The sequence below is a fragment of the Phyllobacterium sp. A18/5-2 genome (assembly GCF_025452215.1).
GTDB classification, from domain to species: domain Bacteria; phylum Pseudomonadota; class Alphaproteobacteria; order Rhizobiales; family Rhizobiaceae; genus Phyllobacterium; species Phyllobacterium sophorae.
This window is the reverse complement of record NZ_CP104966.1, coordinates 2,728,192-2,743,144: the sequence shown is the minus strand read 5'-3', so window position 1 is coordinate 2,743,144 and position 14,953 is coordinate 2,728,192. Positions and strand designations below refer to the sequence as shown.

The window sequence follows — 14,953 nt, the reverse complement described above, 5'->3', positions numbered from 1 at the left end:
AACGCCACTATGTCCTGAATCGCGTTTGCGGACGACCTGAAATGCGATCAAGGTCGAAATTGCCGAAGAAAACGAGCGCCGTGGTTCCAGCGCCAATCAAGGCGGCAAGCCACAGGAACACGTCATGCTCAACCTGTATGTTTCAATATTACTGCTTTTCCAAACCCTAACACCCACCGCGGCAAGCGCTGAAGCACTCAAAGCCCCGCTCGATATCGCGCAGATCAAAAATGTCAGTATCACCGGCGAAGCGAGCAGGGTCGAATTCACCACCACAGACACCCTGCCCTGGTCAGTTGCCATGACCAGCATTCGATCCGGCTGGTTTTCCAACTGGACTTCGAGCTGGTTCTCCAACGCGTGCGAAACGGCCTCAACCATGGTGGTGAAGGATCAGGCTTTGCTCATCCATGTCGTCAACGCGCCGTGGCTCAGCCTCTCCGATTGCGAGGTGCGCATCCGCGCCAACCTGCCAAAGAACAGCGATGTCAGCATTGAGCAGCACGCGCTCTATGCCCGCCTCTCCGGCGATTATCGCCGCATCCGCATCGATGGCAATGCGGCGGACTTTGCGTTGGATGGATATGCCTCAAGCCTCGATGTCACAGGAGATGCGGTCAGAACCGACATACGCTTGGAGCGGACGAACAACGACGAGACGATCCTGCTCAATTCGCATGCGCTCGATGCATCCTTCAGCTTCGGCGGGGATATGGCAATCAGCTATGCCGTGAATGCCAAGGCATCCTTCATCGACAGCAAACGCGCAAATACGCCCGGCGCAAAGCCATCGATCGACATCAAGAGCGAATTCGTCCGCGCGACGATCCGGTAACACGCACCATCGATCCTTCTCACAACATATCAAACAAGGAACTAGTTCGATGAGAATACTTAAGCTCTCCACCCTTCTTGCGCTTCTTATCTTGAGTATCCTGCCGTCTTGGTCTGCCGGACTACAGCTTTTCGACGTGCCCAAAGACAGTCATGGACCGGCAATCGCCGGCGCCGTCTGGTACCCATGCGCCGCTACACCAGTTGATATAAAAGTTGCCTCATTTGATATGATTGCCGTACGAGACTGCCCGATAACCGGGACCAAACATCCGCTTGTGGTTGTCTCGCACGGCGCGGGTGGCACCTTTGGTAATTACCATGCACTTGCCGAAATGCTTGCTGATAGGGGTTTCATCGTTGCCGCCATCAATCACCCTTTGGACAGTGGCCAATCCAAGGTGCGAAACCCCGGCGATATCGCTTCGATGGTACAGCGGCCGACGGACATATCCCGATCAATTGATTTCATGTTCCATAATTGGCGCGATGGAGGAAGAATCGACGCGGCGCGTGTTGGTTTTATCGGTTTCTCAAGAGGCGCCTTCACTGGACTTGCATTGATTGGTGCTGATCCCGATTGGAATTTTCTGCTGGATAATTGTCCTGTTTATCCCGGAAACCGCTTTTGCGAACAGATCCGGTCCGGCCCAATCGCTCCCATGACTCACGATGCAAGAATTAAGGCCGCTGTCATTGCCGACTCACCTGGCGGGTCGCTTTTCACCCGCGAAGGATTGAGCAATGTATCGGTGCCGGTGCAGTATTGGGCATCGGAGCGCGGCGGCGACGGCGTATCGCCCGATGATGCTGCAATGATTGTACAAAATCTCCCTGTTAAGGCCGATTTTCGCGTTGTATCGAATTCCGGCCATTTCGATTTTCTGCCGCCTTGCACCGAGGAATTTGCAAAACGTACGGTCGAGGATGAACCTGAACTCTGTACTGATAAAACGGGCTTTGACCGTGCCGCTTTTCACAAACAGTTCAATGCAGATATCCTGACCTTCCTCCGGAAACATCTGGTCGAAGCTAACCAGTGAAATGGATGGGTTCCGGGGTCAGGATATGGCTTCGGAACCATCCTTTTCGGCGACCGCTGCGGCCGCAGCCCTGGCATCCGCCGCCTCGAAACGCTTCCATGCCCTCGCGCTGAAGGGCAGCGTGATGAAGAAGGCGATGGTGGTGAGCGTCAGCGTCTGCCACGTATAGCTCATCAGGAACGCTACATAGACGACGATGAACAGGAAGGTCGGCATGACCCAGTCGGAACGCAGCTTGGTGCCTGCGGCCTTGCCGCTGTAGACCGGCAGACGGCTGATCATCAGGACGGCCACGCCAACCGTGTAGGCGGCGGCGGCAAAAGCCAGCGCGCGTGTCGGAGCAAGACCGAGAAAGCCGAGATAAACCGGCAGCATGACCAGCATGGCCCCAGCGGGAGCCGGAACGCCGGTGAAGAAGTTGTTCTGCCACAGCGGCTTGTCCAGCACATCCAGCATGACATTGAAGCGCGCCAGACGCAGGCAGCAGGCGATGCAATAAAGCAGCGCTGCGATCCAGCCAAAGGAGCGCGCCTGATCGAGCATATAGGCGTAGAGCACGAGCGCGGGAGCAACGCCGAAATTGACGATGTCCGCCAGGGAGTCCATCTGGGCCCCGAACTTGGTCGATCCCTTCATCATGCGGGCAATCCGGCCATCGATGCCATCAAGAAATGCCGCCAGCAGGACCATTGAGACGGCCAGCTCAAAACGGTTCTCGAACGCCAAACGGATACCGGTCAGGCCGGCGCAGATCGCCAGAACCGTAATCACGTTAGGAGCAAGATAGCGCATGGGGATGCGAGTGCTTGTCAGCCCGCGTACCTGCGGTTTCTCATCAAAGAGTGGATCGGCTTCTTGCTCGCTCATTCGGGATGCCTCAATTGATCCGGACGAGCGGAGCGCTGGCTGCACCGCCGAATTCCGCAATCACGGATCTCGCCGCCAACAGCGATCTGGCCGATGGCAACGCGCGGGGTGAAACCTTCCGGGAGATAGACATCGACGCGCGACCCAAAGCGGATCAGCCCAAACCGCTCGCCGATCGAAATCGCGTTGTTCTCGTCTGCCCAGCAAACGATGCGGCGCGCAACAAGGCCGGCAATCTGAACCACGGCGACCCCGCCATTGGGGCTATCGATCAACAGGCTGTTGCGCTCGTTTTCGGCACTAGCCTTGTCGAGCTCCGCATTCAGGAACTTGCCGGGCTTGTGTACGATCGTTTTAATGCGCCCGCGTACCGGTGCGCGATTGATGTGGCAGGAAAAGACGTTCATGAACACCGAAATGCGCGTCATTTCCTTGTCACCGAGCCCAAGTTCGCGCGGCGGAACGGCGGGTCCGACGGCCGACACGATACCGTCGGCCGGACTGATGACCAGCTTGTCATCGATGGGCGTTACGCGTTGCGGATCGCGGTAGAAATAGATGCACCAAGCGGTGAGGATAAGGCCGATCCAAAACAGCGGCTGCCAGAAATAGCCTACAATCACCGTTGCACCGGCAAAACCCGCGATAAACGGGTACCCTTCCCGATGAATAGGTACCAGGGTGTTGCGGATCGAATCGACAAGGCTCATTCGTTTGTTCCTGATTGTGCCAGCATCTCATGTTCCACGAAACGGCGACGGCTCCAAGGCATTCCGCGCGTTACTTATCGGAGATCAACCAAATGGGCAAACCCTTCACGCGGACAGATCCGCGTGATCTCCAAGTTTCTTTCAAAGAGAAAACCTATGCTGGCAGTGCAGGCTTCCCGCGCAGGACGATGCCGAGATCGTCCTCTTCGCGTACACGGCGCAACCGCTCCTCGGCCTCTGTCGCTTCGCGCTGGCGATTCCACATGGAAGCATAGAGGCCATTCCTTGCCAGGAGCATCAAATGCGTTCCCCGTTCGGCGATTACCCCGTCCTTCAACACGATGATCTCATCTGCCCCGATGATCGTCGAAAGCCGGTGCGCAATAACCAGCGTCGTGCGGTTGCGGCTCACCAAATCGAGCGCTGACTGAATTTCATGCTCTGTCGCGCTGTCGAGCGCCGACGTGGCCTCATCGAGGATCAGAATGGGCGGGGCTTTCAGAATGGTTCTGGCGATCGCCACACGCTGCTTCTCACCGCCAGACAATTTGAGGCCGCGCTCCCCGACCATGGCGTTATAGCCTTCTGGCAAGCTTTCGATGAACGGACCAATCTGAGCCAATTCAGCAGCATTGCGCATTTCCACTTCGGTGGCGCTGATGCGGCCATAGCGGATATTATAAGCGATCGTATCATTAAACAGGACGGTATCCTGCGGCACCATGCCAATGGCTGAGCGCAAGCTTTCCTGCGTCACGTCGCGAATATCCTGTCCATCGATACTGATCGAGCCGTGCTGGATGTCATAGAAGCGGAACAACAGGCGTGACAGGGTGGACTTGCCCGCGCCGGAAGGCCCGACAATGGCAACAGTCTTGCCAGCAGGTACGTCGAAGCTGACGCCCTTGAGGATCGGCCGCTTCGGATCATAGGCGAATTGAACGTTGTCGAAGCGCACGGAGCCTTGATTGATCATCAGCGGCCCCGCGTCCGGCTTGTCCATCACTTCCTGTTCAACATCCAGCAAATCAAACATCTGTTCAATGTCGGTCAACCCCTGCCGCACTTCACGATAGATGAAACCGATGAAGTTGAGCGGGATAGACAATTGCATCAGCATGGCATTGATGAAAACAAAGTCGCCAAGCGTTTGCGTTCCGGCCAGGACTTCCCTGCCCGACATGATCATCATGATCGCCATGCCGGTGCCGAAAATCACGGCCTGACCAAAATTGAGCCAGCCAAGCGAGGTCCATATACGCGTTGCTGAAATTTCATAACGGGCCATCGCTGCATCGAAGCGGCTCGCTTCCATCGCCTCATTGCCAAAATATTTGACGGTCTCAAAGTTCAACAGCGAATCGATCGCCTTGGAGTTGGCGTCCGTGTCGGAAGCATTCATGTCGCGGCGGATGTTGATCCGCCAATCACTGGCGCGAACGGTGAACCAAGTGTAAAGCCAGACGGTGACGACCACGACTGCAAGGTAAGACGGCCCGTAGGTGAAGGCGAAAATGACGGCTGTCATCAGGAATTCAAGAATAGTCGGCGCCGTGTTCAGAATCGTAAACCGAACGATCGTCTCGATGCCCTTGGTGCCACGCTCGATAATGCGTGACAGGCCGCCAGTTCGGCGCTCGACATGGAATCGCAGCGATAAATCATGCATGTGCACGAAAGTCCTGTAGGCGAGCTTGCGCACGGCGTACTGACCAACGCTTGCAAAGAGTGCATCGCGCAATTGGTTGAGGCCGGCCTGGACTATCCGTGCCACATTATACGCAGCCACCAGCATGAGCGGCCCGATCAACAGAATGGGAACCAGCTCCGAAGCCTCAAACTTGCCGTTCAACGCGTCCGTTGCCCATTTGAAGAAATAGGGAACGAGGATCAGGACGATCTTGGAGATGACCAGGTAAACGGAAGCCCAAACCACCCGCATTCGCAAGTCCGGACGTTCTGCGGGCCACATGTAGGGCCAAAGATTGCGGATGGTCTGGAGCGTCTTTCCAGACTCGGCTGAGACAGTTTTATTGGCCACTGTTAATCCTTGACTATGACTGCGGTCCGCGGTGCCGCGGCTCCCCGGACAATTGAGTCAGGCGGGCAGCATAGATTGGCTATGTCGCCGACAAATAAAGCAACATTGGCAAATGCGACCGGGTTGATTGTGTAATGCGAACTTTGGCCCGACTGGCGATAGTGAACAAGACCGGCATCGACCAGAATTTTCAGGTGCTGCGATACCGTCGACTGCGCCAGATCAAGTTGCGCGACGATGTCCTTGCAACAGAAGGCATCAAGACACGCAAGCTGGCGCACAATGCGCAACCGCGCCGGATGTCCCAGCGCGGCTAGCACTCGCGCTGTCTCGGCATCTTTTCCAGGCCGGTCAAATTCGTTACTGCATTTCATCGTTCATCGGCGATAAACGATATATATTTCCAACGCAAGCAAAAAACGCCAGCTTTCTTTCTGCAAAGCCGGCCGCCGCCGCGAGATTGTTCTATTCAAGAACAGCTTTGTCCTTTTCCGGCAAGGCAAACACCTGCCCCGGGAAGATCATGTTCGGATTGCGGATCTGTTCCTTGTTGGCCAGATAGATCGTCGTATAACGCATTCCTGCGCCGTAAGTGCGCCGGGAAATTCTCCACAGATTGTCGCCACGACGAATGATAACCGAACCGTCGACACTTTTTAGCGGCGCCTCGGCCGTTTGCGGCTGTTGACCGGCTGCCTGCGGTGCGACGGCGCCAGTGGACGTCTGAGCACCATCAGCCGGGGTTGCAGTGGTTTCGGGTGCAACGGCGGCGATATGCTCGCCTGCTTCGCGCTTGAAAGGAACAGCAGCCCTTGCGACGACCGTCACACCATCCTTGCCGAGCATGTCGGCACGAACAATGTAATCGCCAACCGCCAGCTCCTGGACGGTCTGGACCAAGAACTTGCCATTCGGCGATGTCTTTGTCGTCCCCAGCAGATCGGTATTGGCATAGACCTTGACCGTCGTGCCCGCTTCAGCAGTACCGGCGATGAAGATCTTATTGCCTTCAATCTCTACCGCCTCAACCGAAACAAGCGCTTTAGCCGCCGGAGCGGCAACAGGTTTGTCACCCTTGGGGGCGGCAGCGGTTGCAGTTTGGCCAGGATCAGGCACTGCCGGCTCTTTCGCCTGCGGCTTGGTGATCATGCGGCTTGGCTGGCCCGATTGTTCGACAAGTGCCAAGACTTCACCCGTCTTCACCTCTGGAATTGATACAATCGCTGTCTCAAGCGAAGTCATCGCAGTGCCGTCTGGTGCAGTAGAACGCAGTACGAGCTGATAGTCGCCAGGCTTTAACGGATCATCCAGCGTAATGACGAAGTCACCACTATCCAAAGATTTTGTCGTACCGATAACGGCCCCACGCGAAAGAAGGTCGACACTCGCATTCTTTGCGGCCTTGCCGGCAATAACGATGGAGCCTGAGGGTTCGACGCGCAATATATCGAACGTAGGTGCCCCAGGCTTTGCCTCTGCGGCCTCGCCTTGCGGTGCAGACGTTGCGGGGGCGGTTTGGACCGCCGGCATGTTTGCATCCGGCGCCGGGGCGGTTTCGGTCTTGGCGACCTGAGGCTGTGGAGCAGGCGCAACCGGCTGTGGTTGCGCAGTTTCATTTACCGCTGCAACCGGTTTGTCCAAAGTTGGCTTACCCGGCACGAGACCTATATAGGCGGCAACAAGACCAGCAGCAACGACAGCACCAAATCCCAAAACCGCAAATTTACTCTCAAACATTGTTCCCCAATCCTATTGTTCTTTTTGCTCTAGCGCCTTTTCTGGCAAGCTACAAGAAAACCCTTTAGATTCAGCCCTATTCTTTAGACTTATCAAAAGAAAGTCGGCGTATGAAACTTTTGCGGCATCACTGCGAGGCGCATCCAATTGGATGCGTACGGGAATACGGTAACACCTTGAGCTGACATATATTCCTTCCGGAACCCGTTTTCCGGTTTGCCGTTGTGCGTTCGACCGGGTTGACGTTTCGCGATGCACAAGGCACCAATCTTCAAATGAGCAAGATTCTGATCCATCTGTGTCTATTGCGGCTCCTCACCGGGACGCGATCCGATTTACAAACAAAGCGGCAAGGTTCTCGGCAGATCCATCGCTGAGCATGGACTTGAACTCGTCTATGGCGGCGGCACCAAAGGCATCATGGGTGCAGTCGCGGACGGCGTCATGTCTGCCGGCGGCAAGGTCACCGGAATTATTCCGAAATTCCTGATGAACAAGGAAGCCACCGAACACGCGCTTGGCCAGCTTTCCGAGCTGATTGTCACCGAAGACATGCATGAGCGCAAGCACAAGATGTTCGAACGATCCGACGCCTTTGTCACACTGCCCGGCGGTATAGGTACAGTCGAAGAAATCGTCGAGATCATGACCTGGGCGCAACTTGGCCGTCATCGCAAACCGATGGTATTTGCCAATATCAGCGGCTTTTGGAATCCAATGCTGGCGCTTATCGACCACATGAAGGCAGAAGGCTTTGTGCATACGTCACATTTGGTCAATCCGCTTGTGGTAGAAGCGCCGGAAGATATCGTGCCCGCAATCCTGAATGCCGCACTTAGGGGCGATCGCGAAGGCAACGAGGCGATTATCGAGCGGATGTAGGAAGAAAAAGGATCGCATGGCAGACAATCTACCCTCCGATCCGTCACCCCACGTCAAGAGCCCCCACATCGATGATTTCGTCATTGCACACGGCTTTGACGTGGGCGGTGCGTTGCTGCATCAAGGCGCGTATTCGCCGGATACCGCATGGACCTGGAAGAGCTATGCCCTCGCCGACGCGCGGGCGCGGCGATCTCTCGAAACGGATGAGAGCCTCCCCGAGGTGGTTCGCGAGACGTTTCTCTCCTCGGGCGATCAGTATCAGATCAGTTATGAAGACGGGTGGCTCTTCGGCGAATTGCCGGATCTGCAACACGAGCATTATGGTGATCCACGCGAGCTCGGCTATTTTCGTTTTGCTTTCAACGACAAGCTCTTCATCAGCGGCCGCCGCCATCCACTCCAGTCTGTCGACGATGTGCGGCAAGCCATCGGGCGGGGAAAGGTCAAACCAGCAGCTCCCATTGCGCTGTTCAACGCGATCTTCCGCCGTTTTCTCGACCTTCTCAAGGCGGAAATTGCCAAGCTCTCCGAAACGCTCAATTCAATCGAGGATCATATTGTCGGCGAGAACTGGCAGGGCGAGCGCGAACGGCTCGTGCCGGTCCGGCGTCAGATCGTTGTCTTTCATCGCTATCTGACGGCCGCGACAAGTTTATTCCGCCATATTGATCACGCTGATCGCCGCGCCCTTCCCGAGGATCTGGATGATCTGATCGAGGCACTGTCCCGCCGCGCCGCCACGCTGCATGCCGAAGGCGACCAGTTGCAACAACGCGCGAGGCTGCTGCAGGATGAGCTTTTGGCGAAATTGACCGACCAGTCGAACCAATTCCTCTATGTCCTGTCGGTGATGACTGCCGTGCTCTTGCCGAGCACCGTGATCAGCGGCCTTTTCGGAATGAACACCGGCGGCCTGCCGCTTGCCGCCAGCGAGCACGGATTCTGGATTGTCGCGTTTGTGGCGCTGGCAATATCGGCACTGGTGTATTTGCTCGTCCGGAAAATCGGCGGATCCCGGAACTAGGCCGCTGTGGCCCTTGTCTTGCGTGATTCTGTGCAGCATGGACCAGGTGTAGATTGCAAGAGCCGACCAGATCAGGGCGAAAGCAATGAACTGGATATGCGAAAACGGCTCGCCGAAAACAAAAATAGCACTCAGGAAGACGATCGTCGGCGCGATATACTGCATCAAGCCGATTGTCGTGTAGCGCAGGAGCTTTGCGCCAAAGGCATAGAGAATGAGCGGCACGGCTGTTGCCGGTCCTGCGAACAACAGGAGACCGATGTCATGCGCATTTCCATTGAAGAAATGGCTTGTGCCTTGCGATACGGTCCAGAATATGAAGGCCAGCGAAGGGATCGAGAGCAGCAGCACCTCCAGCATGAAGCCTTGTGTCGGGCCAATCGGCAGCGTTTTGCGGAAGAATCCGTAAAAACCGAAGCTGAAGGCGAGAACGAGCGAAATCCACGGCAGACCTCCGGAATATACCGTCAGCAGGACAACAGCGCAGGATGCCAGAGCAACTGCCACCATTTGCGGTTTCGACAGGCGTTCGCCCAGGAAAATGCCGCCAAGAACGACATTCACCAGCGGGTTGATATAATAGCCGAGCGCGGTATCGATCGCGTGGCCACTACCAATTGCCCAAACATAGGTTCCCCAATTAAGGGTGATGAGCGAGGCAGTCAGGGTCGCCATAGCAAGCATGCGCCGGGTGGTCAGCGCGATTTTCAGGTCGCCGAACAGGCCAAGCCACCAGAGCAGCGCGCCGGCGATGGGAATCGACCAGATGATACGGTGGGCGACCACTTCCAGGGCCGGCATATGGGCGACTGTCTTCAAGTAGAACGGCAGAACACCCCAGAGCAAATAAGCTGAAAGCGCAAAGATGAAGCCCTTCTGTCCATCCGACATACCGGTGGTGGTTTCAGTTGTCACAAGGCTCGCGCTCACAGCTCGACCATGATTGATTTGCTCGGTCATGATGCGAAGTCCTAGTCTTCGCATCACCTGCCGTCTATTGAATTCGGCTGATCAATACATCAAGACGTTTGATGTTTTTTGCGCCATTTCGAGAACTATTTATGCAGTTGCCTGAGAAACTATTCATTCCGCGGCAATTTTGCCCGCCAGATCGCGATTTTTCATCAACTTATAGACGATCGAGATCCATCAGCGCCTGGAACGACGCATCGATGATATTGTCGGAAACCCCGACCGTCCACCAACGCACATTGCTGGAATCTGTCGACTCAACGAGAACGCGCGTGATCGCTTCCGTGCCGCCGTTGAGGATGCGAACCTTGAAATCCGCCAGCACCAGATCGTCGATCTCATGCTGGTAGCGGCCCATATCCTTACGCAGTGCAAGGTCGAGCGCATTGACAGGACCATGGCCTTCGGCGACGGACATGCGCGTTTCACCATCGACTTCTACCCGTACCACCGCTTCCGAGACGGTCTTGATATTTCCATTGGCATCGAAGCGCCGCTCAACCATGCAGCGGAAGGATCTCGACCTTGAAGAATTCCGGAACTGTACCAAGCGTGCGCCGCGCCAGCAGCTCGAAACTCGCATCGGCACCCTCATAGGCATAACCTTCTGCTTCGTGTTCTTTAACCAGCGCAATCAAGGTATCGAGACGCGGATCCGACTTGGCTACAGGTATGCCCCGGCGCTCCAGCTCATTGATGAAATTGGATTTGCCGCCCTGGTCGGAGACCATGACCTTGCGGCGGTTGCCGACGGTTTCCGGCGGCACATGTTCATAGGTCGCCGGTTCCTTGACCAGAGCCGAGGCATGAATGCCGGCCTTGGTGGCAAAGGCGGAGGCGCCGACGAACGCGCCTTGCGAATTGGGAGCCCGGTTGAGCAATTCGTCAAAGCCGCGCGACAGGCGGGTGAGCCCTTGCAATTTCTCCAGGCTGATGCCGGTTTCGAAGCGATCCGCCCAGGCTGGCTTGAGCATCAGCGTCGGGATAATCGTAATCAGGTTGGCGTTGCCGCAGCGCTCGCCGATGCCGTTCAGCGTCCCCTGCACATGGCGAACGCCGGCATCGATAGCTGCAAGTGAATTGGCAACTGCCTGTTCCGTATCATTATGCGCATGAATGCCGAGATGGCCGCCGGGAATGTGCTTCGTCACCGCACGAACAATTTCCGCCACTTCCACCGGCTGCGTGCCGCCATTGGTGTCGCAAAGAACCACCCAGCGCGCGCCGGCTGCGTAGGCAGTTTTCGCACAGGCAAGCGCATATTCAGCGTTGGCTTTGTAGCCATCGAAGAAATGCTCGCAATCGACGATGGCTTCCTTGCCCGCCTCAACGGCAGCTTTAACGGAAGCGTCGATAGACTCGAGATTTTCCTCATTGGTGCAGCCGAGCGCTACGCGCACATGGTAGTCCCAGCTCTTGCCGACGAAACAAACCGTATCGGCTGAGGAGCGAATGAGGGCACCGAGTCCAGGATCATTGGAGGCCGACACGCCAGCACGCTTGGTCATGCCGAAAGCTGCGAATTTCGCATTTTTCGTGCGTTTTTCGCTGAAAAAGGCGGTGTCTGTCGGGTTGGCGCCCGGGTAGCCGCCCTCGACATAATCGAAGCCGAACTCGTCCAGCATATCGGCAATGACCTTCTTGTCCTCGACCGAAAAGTCAATGCCCGGCGTTTGCTGGCCATCACGCAATGTCGTGTCGAAGAGATAGATCCGTTCCTTGGTCACTTGTCCGCCTCCCCTTGCATCCCCAGTGGCGGCCACTGGTCCGTTTCATGGTCAGGATGCTGATAGGATATCATTGTCTTAATAAATTCCGCCGATTCCGGATCATCCTCTGACGTATAACCAGGAAGACTGCGCAGGTCATCTATATAGGGCAACTTGCCTTCGAGACCCCACTGGATGGTCGGGGCGAGTTCTTCCGGGTGATCGAAGGCGGCGATCGCAAGCGCCATGCCGTCCGGTGCCTCATAGGTCAGCGGGGTTCCGCAGTTACCGCAAAAGCCGCGCTTCACGTGGTTGGAGGATTGAAACCGCTTGGGCTCACCCCGGGTCCATTGCAAATCCGTCCCGCGAACCGACGTCAGCGGCGCAAAGAAGTTGCCGAATGCTTTCTGGCACATCCGGCAATGACAGATCGATGCGTCACCAAGTTTGCCCTCGACGCGAAAACGGATCGCGCCGCACTGACACCCGCCAGTGTAGATGGGCTTGTTGTCGAGACTCATCGCCTCACCTCCCACGTCGTGATGCGTTCGCCCGTTGCCGGATCCTTGCCGTCCTTCAGCTGAATACCTTTCTCCAGCAATTCATCGCGTATATAGTCGGCCTCAATGAAGCTCTTGGCTGCAAGCAATGAAAGGCGATTGCGGATTTTGACTTCGATCTCGTTCTCAAGTTCCATCGAAATTGCTTCCACACTCAGATCGATGCCGAGCAATCCGAACACTGCGCGATAATCCGCTGGATCGAGGACGCGCGATTTCCTGATCGATGCCAGCCAGTTGATCAGGCCCGGTGTCGCGAGATCGTCTGACAGGATATCAATCGCTTCATCCGGAATCACACCGGCGCCAGCATCGCCCGCATATTCGCGGGCCTTGACGAGGATGTTTTCCGCCTCTTCCAGTTTCCGCACACTGAAGTCGATCGGCTCGCGATAGCTGGTCATCAACATCGCAAGGCGCAGCACCTCGCCCGGCCATTTCCGGTCGCCAAAAACCGTCGTCTCGAGCAATTCATGAATGGTCACGAAATTGCCGACGCTCTTTGCCATTTTCTGACCTTCGACTTGCAGGAAGCCATTGTGCATCCAGACATTGGCCATGCGGTCCGTGCCAAGGGCGCAGCAGGACTGCGCAATCTCATTCTCATGGTGGGGAAACACGAGATCGATGCCGCCGGCATGAATGTCGAAGATGTTCTTGACAGGATCATCGCAATGCAGGCCACCGCCGAACGGGTCCAGCAGCTTGGCCATCGCCATGGCCGAGCACTCAATATGCCACCCGGGGCGGCCGAGCCCTTCAATGCCCGCTGGCGAGGGCCAGCCGGGCTCATCCTTTTTCGACGGCTTCCACAACACGAAATCCATCTCGTCGCGCTTGTAGGATGCAACATCGACGCGTGCGCCGGCCAGCATGTCGTCAGCCGAGCGGCGGGCAAGCATTCCATAACGCGGCCCCTTGGCGGCGTTCATCGCCGAGGGTGAAAACAGCACATGACCATCGGCCACATAGGCAATTTCACGCTCCACGAGGCGGTCAATCATCGCCACCATCTCGTCGATGTATTCGGTCGCCCGCGGTTGATCCGACGGCTGCAAATTGCCGAGTGCAGCCACATCCGCCTGGAATTGCCTGTTGGTGGTTTCCGTTACCTTCCGGATAGCTTCGTTCAACGGCAGATCCGGAAAATCCTGGGCAGCCCGCGCATTGATCTTGTCGTCAACATCAGTGATGTTGCGCACATAGGTGACGTGGCTTTCGCCATAGATATGGCGCAACAGCCGGTACAATACGTCGAAGACGATTACCGGCCGCGCATTGCCGATATGGGCGTAATCATAGACCGTCGGGCCGCAGACATACATGCGCACGTTTTGCCGGTCGATCGGCACAAAGATTTCCTTCGTGCGGGTGAGCGTGTTGTAGAGGCTGAGTTGGTGCGGCATGTCGGTTGTCTCAAACTCGGGTTCAGGTACTCAGATTTATATCAACGCGCTGGTCTGCTGACCGGAGTGTTTCGCATCTTCTGACTGAATTTTGAGACGAAAACGGCCGGGCCAGCGGAGCGCTAGCTGATAATGATCCGACAGGTAATAATAATCGTGACGGGCAACGTTTTCATGCGGCATTTATGGTCGAGAGCGGGCCAATCGTCAAGCGTTCATGGCTTAGAAGCTAAGTGTTGCATTTTTGTCGCCTTCGTCATGGTTAATCCAAATTAACCGAATAGCCTAAAATCCTCCCGGAAAGTGCCTTTTTTCCGGCCAATTTGACCGGGAATCCTGTGACTTGAACCAAAGGGGAATAGGCCCCGCTTTACAGGACCAGAGACCCATGACCAACAAGCAACAAATGGCAAAGCCGCGCGAAAACAACCGTGCGGACAATCTTGCCTCACAATACAGGGCGATCGGCCCAGCCGCTATCCTGGCTGCCGTTCTCAGTACCGTACGCAAGCGGCCACAGCTGAAGCTCGTGTCAACTGTGCAGGAAACGGACTAACAAGCTCAGGGCAATACCGGCCATGACGAGGCCGATGAGGACGTCAAGTACGCGCCACGCAGCCGGCCGCGCAAATACCGGCTGCAACAGCCTTGCACCATAGCCGAGGCCAAAGAACCAGATGAAGGACGCCAGGGCCGCGCCCGCGCCATAGGCCGCACGGTTGACGCCTTCAAAGCGCGCCGATAAGCCCCCTAGCAAGACAACCGTATCCAGATAGACATGCGGATTGAGGAAGGTCAACGCCAGAACGGTGCCGATCGCCACCTTCAAATTGCCATTGCCTGAAGTGGCCGCCTGCAGGACTTCCGGATGGAACGCGCGGCGAAACGCAACAGATGCATACCAGAACAGGAACGCCGCGCCGCCAAGCGTCACGAGGGAGATCAACCTTGGCGATTGAGCGATCAGGGTGCCCAGCCCGGCAACGCCTGCGGCAATGAGCAGCGCGTCCGAAAGCGCGCATATCAAGCTCAGGACAAAGACATGCTCGCGCAATAATCCCTGCCGCAATATGAAAGCGTTTTGAGCGCCTATGGCGATAATGAGGGACGCGCCAAGAAGAAAACCGGAGAGGGCGGCTGAAAGCATCGGGTGGATATCCTGCGG

Annotated in this window: 12 protein-coding genes and 3 pseudogenes; 5 read left to right on the top strand and 10 right to left on the bottom strand. The window is 56.4% G+C overall.

The window, feature by feature from the left end:
- Positions 1–124 precede the first annotated feature (124 nt).
- Positions 125–835, top strand: coding sequence for a hypothetical protein (locus tag N8E89_RS13655; protein ID WP_112760857.1), 711 nt, complete (start codon positions 125–127; stop codon positions 833–835).
- Between the two features lie 49 nt (positions 836–884).
- Positions 885–1,877: an alpha/beta hydrolase family protein gene (locus N8E89_RS13650; protein ID WP_112760858.1), complete on the top strand. Its 993-nt coding sequence runs from the start codon at positions 885–887 to the stop codon at positions 1,875–1,877.
- Between the two features lie 18 nt (positions 1,878–1,895).
- On the opposite strand, the gene pssA is transcribed toward N8E89_RS13650, so the two are convergent.
- The 5 genes and pseudogenes from pssA to N8E89_RS13625 form a co-directional block, all read right to left on the bottom strand.
- Positions 1,896–2,669 carry a CDP-diacylglycerol--serine O-phosphatidyltransferase gene (gene pssA, locus N8E89_RS13645; RefSeq protein WP_106664990.1) on the bottom strand — a complete coding sequence of 258 codons (774 nt, stop codon included), beginning with the start codon at positions 2,667–2,669 and terminating at the stop codon, positions 1,896–1,898.
- A gap of 85 nt (positions 2,670–2,754) precedes the next feature.
- Positions 2,755–3,454, bottom strand: a pseudogene (locus tag N8E89_RS13640) (phosphatidylserine decarboxylase).
- A 154-nt stretch (positions 3,455–3,608) separates the two neighbouring features.
- A complete protein-coding gene (locus tag N8E89_RS13635; RefSeq protein WP_106664722.1) occupies positions 3,609–5,495 on the bottom strand; it encodes an ABCB family ABC transporter ATP-binding protein/permease in 1,887 nt (628 codons plus the stop codon).
- A gap of 2 nt (positions 5,496–5,497) precedes the next feature.
- The gene (locus N8E89_RS13630; protein ID WP_106664721.1) at positions 5,498–5,869 is read right to left on the bottom strand and encodes an ArsR/SmtB family transcription factor; all 372 of its coding nucleotides are present in this window, start codon (positions 5,867–5,869) and stop codon (positions 5,498–5,500) included.
- A gap of 91 nt (positions 5,870–5,960) precedes the next feature.
- Positions 5,961–7,232 carry a LysM peptidoglycan-binding domain-containing protein gene (locus N8E89_RS13625; RefSeq protein WP_112760859.1) on the bottom strand — a complete coding sequence of 424 codons (1,272 nt, stop codon included), beginning with the start codon at positions 7,230–7,232 and terminating at the stop codon, positions 5,961–5,963.
- Positions 7,233–7,526: 294 nt separating this feature from the next.
- On the opposite strand from N8E89_RS13625, the gene N8E89_RS13620 reads away from it, so the two are divergent.
- Both N8E89_RS13620 and N8E89_RS29340 read left to right on the top strand, forming a co-directional pair.
- Entirely contained in the window at positions 7,527–8,114 is a 588-nt protein-coding gene (locus N8E89_RS13620; protein WP_262261900.1) for an LOG family protein, read from the top strand.
- Positions 8,059–9,141, top strand: a complete 1,083-nt coding sequence (locus N8E89_RS29340) for a CorA family divalent cation transporter (RefSeq protein ID WP_112760860.1) — start codon at positions 8,059–8,061, stop codon at positions 9,139–9,141. The genes N8E89_RS13620 and N8E89_RS29340 overlap by 56 nt, the downstream gene beginning before the upstream one ends.
- A gap of 24 nt (positions 9,142–9,165) precedes the next feature.
- Here N8E89_RS29340 and rarD read toward each other — a convergent pair.
- The 4 genes and pseudogenes from rarD to cysS all read right to left on the bottom strand — a co-directional run.
- Positions 9,166–10,032, bottom strand: a pseudogene (gene rarD / locus N8E89_RS13610) (EamA family transporter RarD); the annotation flags it as partial.
- 192 nt (positions 10,033–10,224) lie between these two features.
- A pseudogene (gene cimA, locus N8E89_RS13605) lies at positions 10,225–11,840 on the bottom strand (citramalate synthase).
- On the bottom strand, positions 11,837–12,343 hold the full coding sequence (locus tag N8E89_RS13600) for a GFA family protein (RefSeq protein WP_112760862.1): 507 nt from the start codon (positions 12,341–12,343) through the stop codon (positions 11,837–11,839). Before N8E89_RS13600 ends, cimA begins: the two are co-directional and overlap by 4 nt.
- Positions 12,340–13,788: a cysteine--tRNA ligase gene (gene cysS / locus N8E89_RS13595; RefSeq protein ID WP_112760863.1), complete on the bottom strand. Its 1,449-nt coding sequence runs from the start codon at positions 13,786–13,788 to the stop codon at positions 12,340–12,342. Before cysS ends, N8E89_RS13600 begins: the two co-directional genes overlap by 4 nt.
- A 388-nt stretch (positions 13,789–14,176) precedes the next feature.
- Between cysS and N8E89_RS13590 the strand changes: the two genes are divergently transcribed.
- On the top strand, positions 14,177–14,344 hold the full coding sequence (locus N8E89_RS13590; protein ID WP_162707276.1) for a hypothetical protein: 168 nt from the start codon (positions 14,177–14,179) through the stop codon (positions 14,342–14,344).
- Here N8E89_RS13590 and N8E89_RS13585 read toward each other — a convergent pair.
- Positions 14,321–14,935, bottom strand: coding sequence for a LysE/ArgO family amino acid transporter (locus tag N8E89_RS13585; RefSeq protein WP_106664711.1), 615 nt, complete (start codon positions 14,933–14,935; stop codon positions 14,321–14,323). The genes N8E89_RS13590 and N8E89_RS13585 overlap by 24 nt on opposite strands.
- Positions 14,936–14,953: the final 18 nt, after the last annotated feature.

Coding starts and splice junctions, on each gene's coding strand:
- N8E89_RS13655 (WP_112760857.1), top strand. CDS start 125: ATGCTCAACCTGTATGTTTCAATATTACTGCTTTTCCAAACCCTAACA.
- N8E89_RS13650 (WP_112760858.1), top strand. CDS start 885: ATGAGAATACTTAAGCTCTCCACCCTTCTTGCGCTTCTTATCTTGAGT.
- pssA (WP_106664990.1), bottom strand. CDS start 2,669: ATGCGCTATCTTGCTCCTAACGTGATTACGGTTCTGGCGATCTGCGCC.
- N8E89_RS13630 (WP_106664721.1), bottom strand. CDS start 5,869: ATGAAATGCAGTAACGAATTTGACCGGCCTGGAAAAGATGCCGAGACA.
- N8E89_RS13625 (WP_112760859.1), bottom strand. CDS start 7,232: ATGTTTGAGAGTAAATTTGCGGTTTTGGGATTTGGTGCTGTCGTTGCT.
- N8E89_RS29340 (WP_112760860.1), top strand. CDS start 8,059: ATGCCGCACTTAGGGGCGATCGCGAAGGCAACGAGGCGATTATCGAGC.
- N8E89_RS13600 (WP_112760862.1), bottom strand. CDS start 12,343: ATGAGTCTCGACAACAAGCCCATCTACACTGGCGGGTGTCAGTGCGGC.
- cysS (WP_112760863.1), bottom strand. CDS start 13,788: ATGCCGCACCAACTCAGCCTCTACAACACGCTCACCCGCACGAAGGAA.
- N8E89_RS13590 (WP_162707276.1), top strand. CDS start 14,177: ATGACCAACAAGCAACAAATGGCAAAGCCGCGCGAAAACAACCGTGCG.
- N8E89_RS13585 (WP_106664711.1), bottom strand. CDS start 14,935: ATGCTTTCAGCCGCCCTCTCCGGTTTTCTTCTTGGCGCGTCCCTCATT.